Source organism: Paraburkholderia sp. Clong3, assembly GCF_050436485.1.
Taxonomy (GTDB): Bacteria; Pseudomonadota; Gammaproteobacteria; order Burkholderiales; family Burkholderiaceae; genus Paraburkholderia; species Paraburkholderia tuberum.
On record NZ_JBNDMH010000003.1, the window covers coordinates 806,420 to 822,349 of the forward strand.

At 63.8% G+C, this 15,930-nt stretch carries 11 protein-coding genes and 2 pseudogenes; 8 read left to right on the top strand and 5 right to left on the bottom strand.

Annotated elements, in window-relative coordinates:
• Positions 1-85: 85 nt before the first annotated feature.
• Positions 86-5,749 (bottom strand): YadA-like family protein, encoded by a 5,664-nt coding sequence (locus tag OKW30_RS27120; protein WP_429348117.1) that lies wholly within the window; start codon positions 5,747-5,749, stop codon positions 86-88.
• 564 nt (positions 5,750-6,313) lie between these two features.
• Between OKW30_RS27120 and OKW30_RS27125 the strand changes: the two genes are divergently transcribed.
• A complete protein-coding gene (locus OKW30_RS27125) occupies positions 6,314-6,544 on the top strand; it encodes a hypothetical protein (RefSeq protein WP_429348118.1) in 231 nt (76 codons plus the stop codon).
• 11 nt (positions 6,545-6,555) lie between these two features.
• On the opposite strand, the pseudogene OKW30_RS27130 reads toward OKW30_RS27125, so the two are convergent.
• Both OKW30_RS27130 and OKW30_RS27135 read right to left on the bottom strand, forming a co-directional pair.
• Positions 6,556-6,642, bottom strand: a pseudogene (locus OKW30_RS27130) (IS6 family transposase); the annotation flags it as partial.
• 127 nt (positions 6,643-6,769) lie between these two features.
• Positions 6,770-6,838: pseudogene (locus OKW30_RS27135) on the bottom strand (transposase); the annotation flags it as partial.
• 66 nt (positions 6,839-6,904) lie between these two features.
• Between OKW30_RS27135 and OKW30_RS27140 the strand changes: the two are divergent.
• The 4 genes from OKW30_RS27140 (at position 6,905) to OKW30_RS27155 (ending at position 11,652) form a co-directional block, all read left to right on the top strand.
• Positions 6,905-8,020: an OpgC domain-containing protein gene (locus OKW30_RS27140; RefSeq protein WP_429348119.1), complete on the top strand. Its 1,116-nt coding sequence runs from the start codon at positions 6,905-6,907 to the stop codon at positions 8,018-8,020.
• Positions 8,017-9,711 carry a tannase/feruloyl esterase family alpha/beta hydrolase gene (locus tag OKW30_RS27145; protein WP_429348120.1) on the top strand — a complete coding sequence of 565 codons (1,695 nt, stop codon included), beginning with the start codon at positions 8,017-8,019 and terminating at the stop codon, positions 9,709-9,711. Before OKW30_RS27140 ends, OKW30_RS27145 begins: the two co-directional genes overlap by 4 nt.
• 256 nt (positions 9,712-9,967) lie before the next feature.
• A complete protein-coding gene (locus OKW30_RS27150; protein ID WP_184037299.1) occupies positions 9,968-10,894 on the top strand; it encodes an ABC transporter ATP-binding protein in 927 nt (308 codons plus the stop codon).
• Complete coding sequence (locus OKW30_RS27155; RefSeq protein WP_184072573.1) at positions 10,891-11,652, top strand: ABC transporter permease; 762 nt, start codon at positions 10,891-10,893, stop codon at positions 11,650-11,652. Before OKW30_RS27150 ends, OKW30_RS27155 begins: the two co-directional genes overlap by 4 nt.
• 82 nt (positions 11,653-11,734) lie before the next feature.
• Here the strand turns inward: OKW30_RS27155 and OKW30_RS27160 are convergent, their stop codons facing one another.
• The gene (locus tag OKW30_RS27160; protein ID WP_429348121.1) at positions 11,735-12,736 is read right to left on the bottom strand and encodes an autoinducer binding domain-containing protein; all 1,002 of its coding nucleotides are present in this window, start codon (positions 12,734-12,736) and stop codon (positions 11,735-11,737) included.
• Between the two features lie 182 nt (positions 12,737-12,918).
• On the opposite strand from OKW30_RS27160, the gene OKW30_RS27165 reads away from it, so the two are divergent.
• The 3 genes from OKW30_RS27165 to OKW30_RS27175 all read left to right on the top strand — a co-directional run bounded on the left by OKW30_RS27165 (position 12,919) and on the right by OKW30_RS27175 (position 15,722).
• Positions 12,919-13,830, top strand: coding sequence for an AraC family transcriptional regulator (locus OKW30_RS27165; protein ID WP_184037292.1), 912 nt, complete (start codon positions 12,919-12,921; stop codon positions 13,828-13,830).
• Between the two features lie 315 nt (positions 13,831-14,145).
• On the top strand, positions 14,146-14,556 hold the full coding sequence (locus OKW30_RS27170; RefSeq protein WP_429348122.1) for a DUF3830 family protein: 411 nt from the start codon (positions 14,146-14,148) through the stop codon (positions 14,554-14,556).
• 131 nt (positions 14,557-14,687) lie between these two features.
• Complete coding sequence (locus OKW30_RS27175) at positions 14,688-15,722, top strand: SGNH/GDSL hydrolase family protein (protein ID WP_429348123.1); 1,035 nt, start codon at positions 14,688-14,690, stop codon at positions 15,720-15,722.
• Between the two features lie 79 nt (positions 15,723-15,801).
• On the opposite strand, the gene OKW30_RS27180 is transcribed toward OKW30_RS27175, so the two are convergent.
• Positions 15,802-15,930 carry an MFS transporter small subunit gene (locus OKW30_RS27180; RefSeq protein ID WP_184037284.1) on the bottom strand — a complete coding sequence of 43 codons (129 nt, stop codon included), beginning with the start codon at positions 15,928-15,930 and terminating at the stop codon, positions 15,802-15,804.

Sequence of the window (15,930 nt, forward strand, 5' to 3'; positions counted from 1 at the left end):
CACCCACTCGGGTTTCAAAAGAGGCAGAAGTCTGGGGATCGTGAAAAAGCGGGAGAGGGCACACGCACCCTTTCCCGCCGACCGCTTACCACTGATACGAGGCACCAATCCCGGCAGTCGTGCCACCCGCGGACATCCCAACACCCGCTTTCACCTTGATGTTGTCCTTGATACGAGCCGTACCGCCCAGTGCGATCGCCTGATAACCGTTGTAAGTCGCTGCCGCGATACCGAACGACAGTTTCTTGCCTTGATCGACTTCTGGAATCATCGTCAGCGCGGTAGCGGCGGCGATTCCCGAGTAGGCGTTCCTGGCGAGATTGTTGACCGCCTGGTTGGTCGCGTTGATACGCTGATCGGTGTAGTTGTTGGCCTGCTGAACGCCTTGTGCGACCGAGCTGTTCATCTGACCGACATTGACTGCATCCGTGTCCGCCGTACCCGCTGCGACGTTGGTGATCTGGCGTTCGTGACCCGCTGAACCCACCGATACCGAGTTATCGCGATCCGTCACCGAGCCCTGACCCAACGCCACCGAGTTCGCATTGCCAGCCTGCGAGCCCGTGCCGATCGCCGTCGAGTTGACGCCGGTCGCCGCCGCATTGGTGCCCACTGCCACCGCGTTCTCCGCTGCGGCGCTGGCGTTTGCCCCAACCACCGTGCTGCCCGCACCGGTACCCGGCATCGCCGCGTTAGCCACTGCTTCACTGTTGCGGTCCGACGACGAAACATCCGCGGTGACCGGCTGGATGTTCGACACCTGGGAACCGAGATCCATCACCTGGCCGTTGAGATCCGTCACCCGGTCCTGCAACGCCGACAGCTGGCCGTAGTTCACCGCGTCATACTGGCTCGTGCCGTTCGCCACATTGGTCAGGATCACCGGACCTGCGCTCTGGCCTCCACCCAGCGTCACGGAACCGAAGTTCACCGAACCGTCAACGTTACGGTCGTACTGCACCGCGCCCGACAGTTGCGTGCCGACATCGCCCACCTGGTTCTGCAGCTTCGTGATGTCCGTGGTGTTCTGCGTGACCCGGTCATCCAGGTTGGTGACGGCATCGCCTACGCTATGCACGGTCGTACCACCCACGCTGTAGCTCGGCGCGCTGATCGTGCCGTCCGCGTTCACAGTCGAACCGCCACCCAGACCAGCGGCCACGCTCGCCGAGTTCGCATACAGCTGGCTGCCGTTGACGGCTTCCTTGCTGCCCGCTGCAATCGCACCGTCGGCAACGCCGCCCAGCGTGCGCGCGCCATCGGTGCCACCGAAGTCCACTGTCGTGCCGTCCAGGTCCCTGGCCACCGTGATGGCCTTGCTGGCGACGTCCTGCTGCACCAGGCCGACGCTGCCGCCGTCCAGTTGCTGCGTCAGGTTCGTGACCGAGCCTTCCACGTTGGTCACGCGGCCGTCGATGCTGGTGATCGCCGTCTTGTTGGCCGCAACGTTCGTCGCGTTGTCGGCAATGTTCGTCGTGTTGGCCGCAATGCCGGCCGTGTTGGTCGTCACGTTCTGGTTGGTCGCGTGCAGCTGCGAACCGTTCACCGCTTCGGTGCTGGTGTCGCCCAGCGCACCGGCCTTCACGCCGCCCAGCGTGCGCGCGCCGTCGATGCCGCTGAAGTCCACCATCGTGCCGTCCAGGTCTTTGGCCACCGTGATGGCCTTGCTGGCGACGTCCTGCTGCACCAGGCCGACGCTGCCGCCGTCCAGTTGCTGCGTCAGGTTCGTGACCGAGCCTTCCACGTTGGTCACGCGGCCGTCGATGCTGGTGATCGCCGTCTTGTTGGCCGCAACGTTCGTCGCGTTGTCGGCGATGCCGGCCGTGTTGGTCGTCACGTTCTGGTTGGTCGCGTGCAGCTGCGAACCGTTCACCGCTTCGGTGCTGGTGTCGCCCAGCGCACCGGCCTTCACGCCGCCCAGCGTGCGCGCGCCGTCGGTGCCACTGAAGTCCACCGTCGTGCCGTCCAGGTCCCTGGCCACCGTGATGGCCTTGCTGGTCGCGTCCTGCTGCACCAGGCCGACGCTGCCGCCGTCCAGTTGCTGCGTCAGATTCGTGACCGAACCTTCCACATTGGTCACGCGGCCGTCGATGCTGGTGATCGCCGTCTTGTTGGCCGCAACGTCCGTCGCGTTGGCGGCGATGTTCGTCGTGTTGGCCGCGATGTTCGTCGCGTTGGCCGCGATGCCGGCCGTGTTGGTCGTCACGTTCTGGTTGGTCGCGTGCAGCTGCGAGCCGTTCACCGCTTCGTTGCTGGTGTCGCTCAGCGCACCGGCCTTCACGCCGCCCAGCGTGCGCGCGCCATCGGTGCCACCGAAGTCCACTGTCGTGCCGTCCAGGTCCCTGGCCACCGTGATGGCCTTGCTGGCGACGTCCTGCTGCACCAGGCCGACGCTGCCGCCGTCCAGTTGCTGCGTCAGGTTCGTGACCGAGCCTTCCACGTTGGTCACGCGGCCGTCGATGCTGGTGATCGCCGTCTTGTTGGCCGCAACGTTCGTCGCGTTGTCGGCAATGTTCGTCGTGTTGGCCGCAATGCCGGCCGTGTTGGTCGTCACGTTCTGGTTGGTCGCGTGCAGTTGCGAACCATTCACCGCTTCGGTGCTGGTGTCGCCCAGCGCACCGGCCTTCACGCCGCCCAGCGTGCGCGCGCCATCGGTGCCGCTGAAGTCCACTGTCGTGCCGTCCAGGTCCCTGGCCACCGTGATGGCCTTGCTGGTCGCGTCCTGCTGCACCAGGCCGACGCTGCCGCCGTCCAGTTGCTGCGTCAGGTTCGTGACCGAGCCTTCCACGTTGGTCACGCGGCCGTCGATGCTGGTGATCGCCGTCTTGTTGGCCGCAACGTTCGTCGCGTTGTCGGCGATGCCGGCCGTGTTGGTCGTCACGTTCTGGTTGGTCGCGTGCAGCTGCGAACCGTTCACCGCTTCGGTGCTGGTGTCGCCCAGCGCACCGGCCTTCACGCCGCCCAGCGTGCGCGCGCCATCGGTGCCACTGAAGTCCACCGTCGTGCCGTCCAGGTCCCTGGCCACCGTGATGGCCTTGCTGGTCGCGTCCTGCTGCACCAGGCCGACGCTGCCGCCGTCCAGTTGCTGCGTCAGATTCGTGACCGAACCTTCCACATTGGTCACGCGGCCGTCGATGCTGGTGATCGCCGTCTTGTTGGCCGCAACGTCCGTCGCGTTGGCGGCGATGTTCGTCGTGTTGGCCGCGATGTTCGTCGCGTTGGCCGCGATGCCGGCCGTGTTGGTCGTCACGTTCTGGTTGGTCGCGTGCAGCTGCGAGCCGTTCACCGCTTCGTTGCTGGTGTCGCCCAGCGCACCGGCCTTCACGCCGCCCAGCGTGCGCGCGCCATCGGTGCCACCGAAGTCCACTGTCGTGCCGTCCAGGTCCCTGGCCACCGTGATGGCCTTGCTGGTCGCGTCCTGCTGCACCAGGCCGACGCTGCCGCCGTCCAGTTGCTGCGTCAGGTTCGTGACCGAGCCTTCCACGTTGGTCACGCGGCCGTCGATGCTGGTGATCGCCGTCGTGTTGGCCGCAACGTTCGTCGCGTTGTCGGCGATGTTCGTCGTGTTGGCCGCGATGTTCGTCGCGTTGTCGGCGATGCCGGCCGTGTTGGCCGTCACGTTCTGGTTGGTCGCGTGCAGTTGCGAACCATTCACCGCTTCGGTGCTGGTGTCGCCCAGCGCACCGGCCTTCACGCCGCCCAGCGTGCGCGCGCCATCGGTGCCACCGAAGTCCACTGTCGTGCCGTCCAGGTCCCTGGCCACCGTGATGGCCTTGCTGGTCGCGTCCTGCTGCACCAGGCCGACGCTGCCGCCGTCCAGTTGCTGCGTCAGGTTCGTGACCGAGCCTTCCACGTTGGTCACGCGGCCGTCGATGCTGGTGATCGCCGTCGTGTTGGCCGCAACGTTCGTCGCGTTGTCGGCGATGCCGGCCGTGTTGGCCGTCACGTTCTGGTTGGTCGCGTGCAGTTGCGAACCATTCACCGCTTCGGTGCTGGTGTCGCCCAGCGCACCGGCCTTCACGCCGCCCAGCGTGCGCGCGCCATCGGTGCCACCGAAGTCCACTGTCGTGCCGTCCAGGTCCCTGGCCACCGTGATGGCCTTGCTGGTCGCGTCCTGCTGCACCAGGCCGACGCTGCCGCCGTCCAGTTGCTGCGTCAGGTTCGTGACCGAGCCTTCCACGTTGGTCACGCGGCCGTCGATGCCGGTGATCGCCGTCTTGTTGGCCGCAACGTTCGTCGCGTTGTCGGCAATGTTCGTCGTGTTGGCCGCGATGTTGGTCGCGTTGGCCGTCACGTTCTGGTTGGTCGCGTGCAGCTGCGAACCGTTCACCGCTTCGGTGCTGGTGTCGCTCAGCGCACCGGCCTTCACGCCGCCCAGCGTGCGCGCGCCGTCGATGCCGCTGAAGTCCACCATCGTGCCGTCCAGGTCTTTGGCCACCGTGATGGCCTTGCTGGCGACGTCCTGCTGCACCAGGCCGACGCTGCCGCCGTCCAGTTGCTGCGTCAGGTTCGTGACCGAGCCTTCCACGTTGCTCACGCGGCCGTCGATGCCGGTGATCGCCGTCTGGTTGGCCGCGATGTTCGTCGTGTTGGTCGCGATGTTCGTCGCGTTCAGCGCCGTACGCCCGTCGATGTTGGTAATTGCATCACCCACATTGCTCACCGCCGTGCCCCCCACGCTGTAGCTCGGCGCACTGATCGCACCGTTGGTCGGGTTGTAGGTCGAGCCACCACCGAGTGCTGTCGCGGTATCCGCACCGATCTGGTTCGACTTCGCCGCCTCCGACTGCAACTGGCCGACGTTCACCGCATCCGTCGCAGCCGAACCGGCCGCCACATTCGTCAGGCGACGTTCCTTGCCCGACGAACCCATCGACACTTCGCCGCTGGTCGTGCCCGACAGTGCAGTCGTACCCGGGTTGTAAGCTGCTGCGCCAAGGTCGGCCGTCGTGGTCGAACCCGCACCCAAGGCCACCGAGTTAGCCGCCGATGCAGAGGCGCCATAACCCAGTGCCACTGAGTTATCCCCTGCCGAATCAGCGAGCAGACCCATCGCAACTGAGTAGTTCCCTGTCGAAGTGGCGTATGCACCCATCGCCATGGAGGCAGTCCCTTCCGAAGTAGCTAGCTGACCAATTGCAATGCCAGCGTCGCCTGTGCTAAGTGCGCCAAACCCCAAAGCGACTGAGTTCCTAGCCGATGCGCTCGCCTGAAGGCCGAGTGCTGTCGCCCCGTCCCCGCTCGCATTGGATTCTGCGCCGACTGCTGTGGAGCCCTCCCCACTAGCCGCGGCGCCTGCGCCGATTGCGCTTGACTGTACCGCGTTGGCGATTGCATCGCGACCAATTGCAGTCGTCTTGTCCGCAGTGGCCCTGGCGTTATCACCGAGTGCCGCAGCACCATCGCCGACTGCGTTCGCATTCGTGCCGATAGCCGTAGCACTATATGCACCTGCCGACGTACCAGAAGTTGCGAAAGCGTTATACCCCATAGCTATGCTGTTGATATTCGTACCATCAGTCTTTGCCCCTGAGCCAATTGCAATCGAATGTAATCCCTTGGCGACACCTCCGCCCGCGTTGTACTGGGCGTGCGCTGCCGGCGCCCACGAGGCTGCGGCCACAACCGCAGTCGCCACAACTGCACAAACCTTAGCCTTGTTGCGCTTGCCGCGCGCAACCGCGTTTTCGGAGGCTGCCACCCACGACCCAAGGGCTTCATTCCAGATGGTGCGATAGGACTTGTTCATGACATGATTCCTTTTAAAGGCTATGAAAAGAATTGAGTTATGCGAACTAATTCCAAATCGCCATTGCCATTTTTTGCTGTTGAATTTCAGATGCAAAAACTGGGGCGATCAGATTCCCGTGATCTCATGGCCGCCGTAAGAATCGGCCGGATTTTGCTGAGGCACTTGGGGACTGGCTTGCGCTAAATCTCTCTAGCTGGGTTCAGTCTATATTTTTGAGATTGAACGAAAATAGGACCTGTCCGAATCGGCTCTGCCCCGAATTCGAGCGCTGAAGCGCCTTGGGATGACGGTACTGTCGGCTATTGCGGAAAGCGTGGCACCGTCAGCAATCGTGACCGGCGACGGATAGCGGAAAGAGCCGGTTTATATGCTTGAGCAAGCGTCGGCGGTTCAGCGAAATCCGTCGCCGATGCAGGCGCCTCGATCGATATCAATCACGCAACGAGTCGGAATCGCCGTATGATGCTGAAACCAATCCTTGCGTCACTGATTCAAGTCTTGCGTCACTGATTCAGGTCCGCCATGCCATCACCGAGCACAAGCTCCAGTGGGCATGAACGCGTGGTTCACACGCTCAACGGCGACTCACGCGTTGATGAGCCGAGCAGGCTGAACCGCTATCAGCGGACGCTCGTCATGGGCGCGGGCGTCGCGGTCTCGTTTGTCCTGGTGCTGTTGACCGGCGTTGTGCTGAAATCGACGGTCACGGACTACGTCGAGGATCGCTATACCGATTCGCTCTCCGGCAGACTCGCCTGCAGCTGGAGTTTCTCGAGCGGGAAAGAACGCTGAGAGTCGCCATCCTCCATGAAGATATCGAGTTCAGTCTCGTGTTGATCAACAGCGCGCCACAGCAGGTAAGGCTCGCCGCGCAACGTCACAAATACTTCTGCCGTGCACGCCGCAGAGCCCCAACTGTGGTCAAGCGGTTAGGTGAGGACAGGAGTGCGACATGGTTTCCGCCAGCCACCGATCCCTTTAGCGAACGGCCCGCCATCCGGCTGGTCATGCCGGCCTTCGCTTGAGCGCGAAGTGCTGACGGATCGGACCGAAGCTCGATAAGAAAGCCTGCGTGCGTTCAGGATCGCACCCGCTGATGCGTGGCCATTGACGTTCTTGCGTGCCGCCAGCGCGCATTCTTCGAGAAGACGAATGGAAACCCCAGGCCGTGGCCTTGGACGATCGGTCGAAGTCGATTTTTTTCGCGGTATCGTGCTGATCGTCATCGTGCTCGATCACATTCCCGGCAGCACGCTATCGCATCTGATGCTGCACGCGTACGCGTTGTGCGATTCGGCCGAGGTGTTCGTGTTTCTCGGCGGCTACGCATCGGCGGCGGCGTATACGGCGGTGCTTGCGCATCGCGGCGAACACGCGGCGCAGCTGCGCTTCCTCAAACGCTGCGGGGAGATCTATCGCGCGTATCTGTTGACGGCGATGCTGACGCTCGTGTCCGGCGCGATTCTCGCGCTGCTCGATCTGAATCGGCCGATGGTAGAAATGACCGGCTGGCCGCCGTTCGCGTTGCAGCCATGGCGTCAGGCATTCGATATCGCGCTGTTGCGCCGGCAACCGTATCTGTCCAGCGTGCTGCCGATGTACGTGCTGTTCGCGCTATGCGTGCCCGTGATGGTGCCGCTCGCGCGCCGCTCTGCATCGCTCGCGCTCGCGGTGAGCGTCGCGGTGTGGGCCGTCGCGCGGCCGCTCGCCGCGTTATTCAGCATTGACGCTGTCGCCGACTGGGCTTTTAATCCGTTTGCGTGGCAACTGATGTTCGTGCTCGGTATGCTGTGCCGCGTGCAGCCGATCAGCGAACGTTTTCATGCGAGCTATACCGCACAGTGGCTCACGCGCGTCGCGGTGGTCGCGGTGCTTGGCTTCGCGATGGTCAAACTTTTCGTGCTGACGCAGCCTTTGTCCGGCACGCACAAGCAGAATCTTTCAGTGGAACGTGTGATCAATTTCATCGTCATCGCGTGGCTCGCCGCCCAGTTCGTGCGGATGGGCAGTATCGCGTGGCTCGCGAGGCGGCTGCCCGCCGTCGTGACGGTGGGGCGCACCGGACTCGTGTGCTTCGTCACCGGCACGCTGGTGTCGTTGCTCATCGACACGGCGACACCGCACACGTTTCACGGCTTTCGCGCGGTGCTGGTCGGGCTCGGCGGCGACTTCGCGGCGATCGGCGCGCTGCTGATGATCGCGCGCGGCTGGAGCGGCTGGAAAGGGCAGCAGTCGGGCGTACAGGCGAATGGCGCGGGTTGCGAATGACACGACGCGAGCGCCGCGGGCGCATCACGACCACGATGCGCACTACGCGCAAGCTCGTTGGACTCGCGACCGTGATGAGCGTCGTCGTGCTCGCGTGGCTCGCGATGCATCGCACGGCCGCGCAGGCCAAAGAGACACCGTTCGCGATGCACTGCTCGGAGTTCGCGGGTGCGGTGCTGTCGCCCGAATTGATCGAGATGCCGACGGCCGGCGCGCTGATCGAAAGCGCGGCGATGATCGGTGCGACCGCGCCGGGCAATCAGCAAGGCGGCGAGTATTGCCGCATCACGGGCCGCATCAAGGCGCTGATTCGGACGACGCCCGACATCCGCTTCGATCTGAATCTGCCGAGTCGCTGGAATGGCCGTGCGTTGCAGATCGGCGGCGGCGGGTACAACGGCGTGGTTGTCAGCGGCACCGGCGTGATGCCGTTCTGGCCGGATCGCGCGCCGCTCGCGCAAGGCTACGCGACGTTCGGTGACGACTCGGGGCATGTCGGCGATTCGTCGCTCGCGGAGTTTGGTCTCGTCGATGAAGCGGTGACGAACTTCGGCTACGCGCATCTGAAGAAAACCCATGACGTCGCGCTCGCGTTGATCGCGTACGCTTACGGCAGGCCGCCGCAGCGCATGTATTTTGCCGGCGGCTCGACGGGGGGCCGCGAAGGCTACACGGTGATGCAGCGCTTCCCCGACGACTACGACGGCGTGATCGCCAATGCGCCCGCGCTGAATTTTTCCGGCGTGCGGCTGATCGGCGTGAAGCTCGGCCAGGCCGAGTACGGTACGCCGGGCGGCTTCGTGCCGCCGGCGCTGCTCGAACGCGTCTATCAACGCACGCTCGAGGTATGCGACCGGCTCGACGGCATGGCGGACGGCATCGTCAGCGACGTCGAAGCATGTCGCGCGCACGAAGCGCAAATTGTCGATTCGCTGCGTTGCGCGCTGCGCCCTTCATCTGACGATGCGTGTCTGACCGACGCGCAACTGGCCACCTTGCTGGCGATGCGCGACGGGCTGTCGCTGCCGTTTCGGCTCGCGTGGGACGTGAGCGGCTATCGCGGCTACAACGTGTTCCAGGGCACGCAACTGACCGGCGCGCTCGGGCTCGCGCATCAGCCGCGGCGTCAACCGGTACCGACGTTCTATGCAAACGGTTATCTGTTCGCGCAAGGCGACGGCTATCTGCGCTACTTCGTCGCGCGCGATGCGGACTTCGATTCGTTGACGTTTGATCCGCAACGCCCCGGCAAATATCGCGCGCAACTGATCGCGCTGTCGGCCACGATCGGCGCGATGAACCCCGACCTGTCGCGTTACATCGCGCACGGCGGCAAGCTGATCACGCTGCAGGGTCTCGCCGACGAAGTGATCAGCCCGAACCAGACGATCGCGTATCACGACGCGCTAGTCGCGCGTTTCGGCAAGGACGAGGTCGATCGCTTCATGCGGCTGTACATGGTGCCGGGGTTTCAGCATGGCAACGGCGTGTTCATTCCATCGGTCGATCTGCTCGGCGCGCTCGACGCGTGGGTCACGCGCGGCGTCGCACCCGAAACGCTGATGGCCACAGATCTCGCCGCGGCGACGAATGGACGCTCGCGGCCGCTGTGCCGCTATCCCGGGTTTCCGCGCTATCTCGGCCGAGGCAATGTAAATCTGGCGAGTAGTTTTGTCTGTGCGCAGCCCTGAGGTCTGAGTCGTCGCAGCACCTGTTTGACCGGCGAGCCGCGCAACAAAGCGTGCGGACCGAGCCGGGGCCCACGCCCGACGAGCCGACAGCCCGAGCGCCACCGCCTTTTCGCGCACGTAGCGCCGCAACCGCACGATCTGTTCGTCCGCTCGCGTGCGCTGCACGCTTTCGCACTTTCCATTACATTGCGGATGCGGCGCGTTCCTTCGCGCCGTTTCCTGTCATTCAACAGCGGTGTCGGCCATCATCGAGTCCATGCAGCCAATCGTTTCGGTCAAGAATCTGTCGAAAACCTATGCCAGCGGTTTTCAGGCACTGAAGAACATCAATCTGGCGATCCACCGTGGAGAAATCTTCGCGCTGCTCGGGCCGAACGGCGCGGGCAAGACCACGCTGATCAGCATCGTCTGCGGCATCGTCAACGCGAGCGAAGGCGGCGTGACGGTGGACGGCCACGACATCGGCTCCAACTATCGCGCGGCTCGCTCGCTGATCGGCCTCGTGCCGCAGGAGTTGACCACGGACGCGTTCGAAACCGTCTGGGCCACCGTGTCGTTCAGCCGCGGCCTGTTCGGCAAGCCGAAGAACCCCGCTTACATCGAGAAAGTGCTGCGCGACCTGTCGCTCTGGGAGAAGCGCGACAACAAGATCATCACGCTGTCGGGCGGCATGAAGCGGCGCGTGTTGATCGCGAAGGCGCTGTCGCACGAGCCGCGCGTGCTGTTTCTCGACGAGCCGACCGCCGGTGTCGACGTCGAGCTGCGGCGCGACATGTGGAAGCTCGTGCGCTCGCTCGCGGCGAGCGGCGTGACGATCATCCTGACCACGCATTACATCGACGAAGCCGAGGAGATGGCCGACCGCATCGGCGTGATCAACGCGGGCGAAATCATGCTGGTCGAAGAGAAGACCGAGCTGATGCGCAAGCTCGGCACGAAGCAGTTGACGCTGCAACTGGAGAGCCCCCTCGACACGGTGCCGGCTTCGCTCGCCGGCTACGGGCTCGCGGTCGCGAACGGCGGCAACGAACTGACCTACACCTATGAAGGCGAGGGCGGGCGCACCGACATCATCGCGCTGCTGAAATCGCTCGACGACGCCGGTATCCGCTTCAAGGATCTGCACACCACGCAGAGTTCGCTCGAAGACATTTTCGTCAGTCTGCTGCGGGGGAACCCATGAACATCTACGCAATGCGCGCGATCTACAAGTTCGAAATGGCGCGCACGTGGCGCACGCTGATGCAAAGCATCATCGCGCCGGTGATTTCCACGTCGCTGTACTTCGTCGTGTTCGGCTCGGCGATCGGCTCGCGTATCAAGGAAGTGGAGGGCATCAGCTACGGCGCGTTCATCGTGCCGGGTCTGATCATGTTGTCGCTGCTGTCGCAAAGCATCGCGAACGCGTCGTTCGGGATTTACTTCCCGCGTTTCACGGGCACGATCTACGAGCTGCTGTCGGCGCCCGTATCGTATCTGGAGATCGTCGTCAGCTATGTGGGCGCGGCGGCCACCAAGTCGATCCTGCTCGGGCTCATCATTCTCGCGACCGCCGCGCTGTTCGTACCGTTGCAGATCATGCATCCATTCTGGATGGTGCTGTTTCTCGTGCTGACGGCCGTCACGTTCAGTCTGCTCGGCTTCATCATCGGCATCTGGGCGGACAACTTCGAGAAGCTGCAACTGGTGCCGCTCCTGATCGTCACGCCGCTCACGTTTCTCGGCGGCGCCTTCTATTCGGTGGACATGCTGCCGCCGTTCTGGCGCGCCGTCACGCTGTTCAATCCGATCGTTTATCTGGTCAGCGGATTTCGCTGGAGCTTCTACGAGTTGGGCGACGTCGGCGTCGGCCTGAGTCTCGGCATGACACTGCTGTTCCTCGCGGTGTTCCTCGTGATCGTCGGCTGGATCTTCAGGACCGGCTATCGCTTGAAAAGCTGATAGGACCGCGCGATTGGCAGAGGGCGCGACAGCGAAAAGCCGTCGCGCCCTCTTCATCGATACGCGCAGACGCCGACTACAACTACAACAGATACGCCTGCGCGACATTGATCAACTGCACGCGGTTGCGCACGTTGAACAGCTGCCGCAAGCGCCGCAGATGATAGTCGACGTTATGCGGCGACAGCCCGAGGAAATACGCGATTTCCTTGTCGCGCTGCCCCTGCACGACCGCCTTCAGCACCGCGTGCTGCAGCTTGCTCAGCGCGACGCGCTGCTGCTGCGCGGGCGCGATGCCGATCACGCTTTTCGCGTGCATCCAGATGAACTCATGAATCGAGTGCGCGAACATCAGCGTTTCCGCGACGATCGATTCGGTCATCCAGCGCGGGTTGCCGATCTCCGAATTGAAGCACAGGCTCGCGCTCAGCTCCGGCTCCGGCAGCGGCATCTGCGTGAGAATGCCGCTCTTGCGGCCGGTCGCCTCCAGCATGTCGATCAGCGCGCCGAGCCGCTCGCTGCGCAGCTGCGCGCGCGGCAGATCGGCGCGCAGGTCGGCGATATTCCACAGAAATGGCATGCCGGTCGGCGACGCGAGCGCGACGCGCGGATCGAGCTCGAAATAGCGCTCGCGGAAATAGCGCGTGAGCCAGGCCTGCGACTCGTAGCTCGTCAACACGAACATCGTCTTGTGATGCGAAGACGTGCGCGTGGCGGTATAGCTGAACGAGTCGAAGCCCAATTGCCTGATGCGCTGACGCACGAACTCCATGCGGTCCTGCGCGCTGCCGAACCGTCCGAGCGGACCGATCAGCGGCGCGGCCCGCCGCGCCGCGGGCGACGGCGTGCCGATTTCTTCCTCGGTGAACAGAGTCAGAAAGCCACTGCGACCCGCACCATTCGCGGCGCGGGGAGACATCTTCACTGCTTCAGCCGCGTGGGCTGATTGCACGGCGTGCCGCGCGCCGGCCGGGTAAGCCGGTTGGGCGGATGCCGCTCTCGGGTGTGCTGCCGACGCGTGCCCGGCTTCGCCTTGCGGCGAGCCGGTCAGCCATTGCGGCAGCGTATCGCATTCATGTTCCATGAAACGGTAGCTCCGGCGTTCTAAACGCGTGAAAGACGACAACCTCAATGATTAGCGATTTCGTGAAATGTCGGTAGCCGGTTCCTTGCTATCATTTTCGTGATCTTGCGCTGACAGTGGACCGGCAATACGGGTACGGCGGCGTTTCTCCTTCCATACGGCACCTCCTTCGAGGGGATGTGATGGCACGAATTCCCAAGCTCACGACGACGCTCGCCTACGACCGCTACATGGCCGGCCAGCGACTCGTGTCGAGCGTGGATCGCGAGTGGCGGCATCTGGTGCTGCGCTCGTATCTCGAGCCGGTGCGGCAAGACCTGCTCGAAGCGCCCGGTTTGCGCGACTTCACGCTGATGACGCTCGCGAGCGGCGCCGAGCATCTCGAACGCAACCTCGGCGGAGCTTGGGAAAGCGCCGATATGCGCGTGAACGACCTGTGGTTCGTGCCGCCCACGCCGATCTCGTGGCGCTGGCATTCGATCAGCGACGAGCCGTTGTCTACGTTGCACGTGCACATCGAGCGCGATTTGATCGACAGCGTCGCGCAACAGATGGGGCTCGACGCGTCGCGTGAACTGTCGCTCGGCGATGCGATGCGCTTCAACGATCCGCTGATCGCCGCGATGCTTGCCGCGCTGCATCGCGCCGCCCGCGATCCGGCCGATTCGCGTCTGTATGTCGATACGCTGGCTCACGCGCTCGCCGCGCACCTGCTGCAGCACTATTCGAGCGGCAACGACGCGCGACGCGGCGGCGCGACGCGGCCCGAACGGCTGGTGCCGCGCCGGATTCGCCGAGTGACCGAGTACATCCGCACCAATCTCGCCGAAGATCTGGCGATCGCCGAACTGGCCGAGCAGGCCGGCCTAAGCAGTTTTCATTTTGCCCGGGTGTTTCGCCGCGAGACCGGGGAGACGCCGCATCAGTTCGTGACGCGCTTGCGGCTCGAGGAAGCGGCGAGGCTGCTGCGCGCCACGGATCGAACCGTGCTGCAAATCGCGCTCGAAGTTGGCTTCGAGAATGCCAGTCATTTCTCCGTGCAGTTCAAGCGTGGCTATGGTGCGACGCCGCTCGCCTACCGGCTGCGCGCTTGAGATGCACGCCGGCCGATGCTTGCCTGCGCACGCCGTAACGGCTCGCCTTTCTACAGTAGGAATCACGCACTTGCGCAGTGTGCTTTGCATTGCGCGGCTTGCAAACTACGAACTTTCGTGGCGGCGCGCGGTGCAAACTGGCATGGCACGTGGCGCAAGGCTTCGCGGTTCGGCCGGCCGCCCGCGATCGGACGTGGTCTAACTGGACTGACCGCGGCGCCGACAACTGTATCTGTCGAAACCTTGCATAGGACGACAGAATCGAACCGCTTTTGAACCCCACATACCGGATAACGCGCCACGACCCGACTCAAGATGACTGCATGCGGCCACGCCTTCATCGCCGAAACCCATCCCGATGCGCCGCAGACCGTGGCCGCGTTCCTGAAGCTTCTGCCGTACCGGCAGAAGCTGATCCATGTGCGCTGGAGCGGTGAGGGCTGCTGGGTGCCGCTCGGCGAATTCAAGCTCGAGAACGACGGCGTCGCGGTCGGCTTCGAGAATCACACGAGCCATCCATCGGTCGGCGACATCCTGTTCTATCCGGGCGGCTATAGCGAGACCGAGATCATCCTCGCATATGGCTCATGCTGCTTCGCGAGCAAGATGGGGCAACTCGCGGGCAATCATTTTCTGACGATCGTCGAAGGCAAGGAAAAGCTGCGCGAGCTCGGCACGAAGGTGCTGTGGGAAGGCGCGCAGGAGGCGGTGTTCGAGAGGCTTTGAGCGGGCCGCATTTCCTCGCTGGGCATACGCGATGCTTGTTTGAAGAGCCGCGTGCGGTCAGGTACCGTTCCGGCACCGACCACGCACGTGAGGTACTCGACACCGCTGGCCCGCCCGGCGAGGAGGAGCAAATGCGAGGCATAAATGACAAGGTCCGCGCTGTAGTTTTTGCCATGTCGATCGTGCTGCTCTCGGCTTGCGGCGGGGGCGGTAACGGCAGCAGCGGGTCGAGTAGCGGCGGCAGCACGGCGGCCGAGCCGGCTGGCGGCGTCAAGCTGCAGGTCGTGTCGTTCGGCGACAGCCTGTCGGACGTCGGGACTTATGCGCCGCTCGCGAGCGCGGTGGGAGGCGGGCGTTTCACGACCAATCCCGGCCAGGTGTGGGCCCAGGACGTCGCGCAATACTACGGCGATACGCTCAGCGCCGCGTTCACGATCGATTTCACGCATAAGCTGAGTGCGCAGAGCGGCCTCGGTTATGCGGAAGGCGGCTCGACGGTGGCGACGCCGGCGAACCAGTACGACTATCTGAGCGACGTCATCGGCAACATCGAAATGCCTGTCAATCAGCAACTGTCGAGTTATCTGAGCGCTCACGGCAGCTTCAACGCCAATCAGCTCGTGCTCGTGTGGGCGGGCGCGAACGATGTGCTCCGCGCCGGCAACCTGCCCGCCGCGGCGCCGATCGTGCAGGCGGCGGCCACGACGCTCGCCCAGCTCGTCGGGCAGATCGTGCAGAACGGCGGCGCGCATGTGGTGGTGATCAATCTGCCGAATATCGGGCTGTCGCCGAAGGGGCTCGCTTCGGCCGATGGTGGCGCGAACCTCACGCAGTTGTCGCAGCTTTTCAACGATACGTTGAACACCGCGTTGCAAACCGACGGGCTGCAGTCGAAGGTGATCGAGGTCGATTCGTACACGTGGACGAATCAGCTCATCGGAAGCTTTCAGGCGAACGGCTTTACCGTGTCGAATACGGGGCAGGCCTGCGATCCGAAGAAAACGCCCGATGACACCGCGCTGCTATGTTCGCCGGCAACCTATGTGAGCGCCAATGCGGATCAGACTTACATGTTCGCCGATGATTTGCATCCGACGACGCACATGCATGCGTTGTTTGCGCAGTTCGTCGAGCAGCAGATCGCGCATAGTGGGTTGGGGCGGTGAGGGGGGATACTGCGGCGGGGCGCGCTATCGGCACCCGGCCCCTCAACCAGGCCGGGGTGCGCACCCCATCAGGTGGTCATCACTTGAACAACTTCATCGCCTGCGTCAGCGTATTGATCACTCCCCAGGCAAGCGGAATCATCGCATACAGCCAGAACACCGCGAGCATCACCTTGTTGGTCGGGTGTACGGTTTGAACGGTCGACAT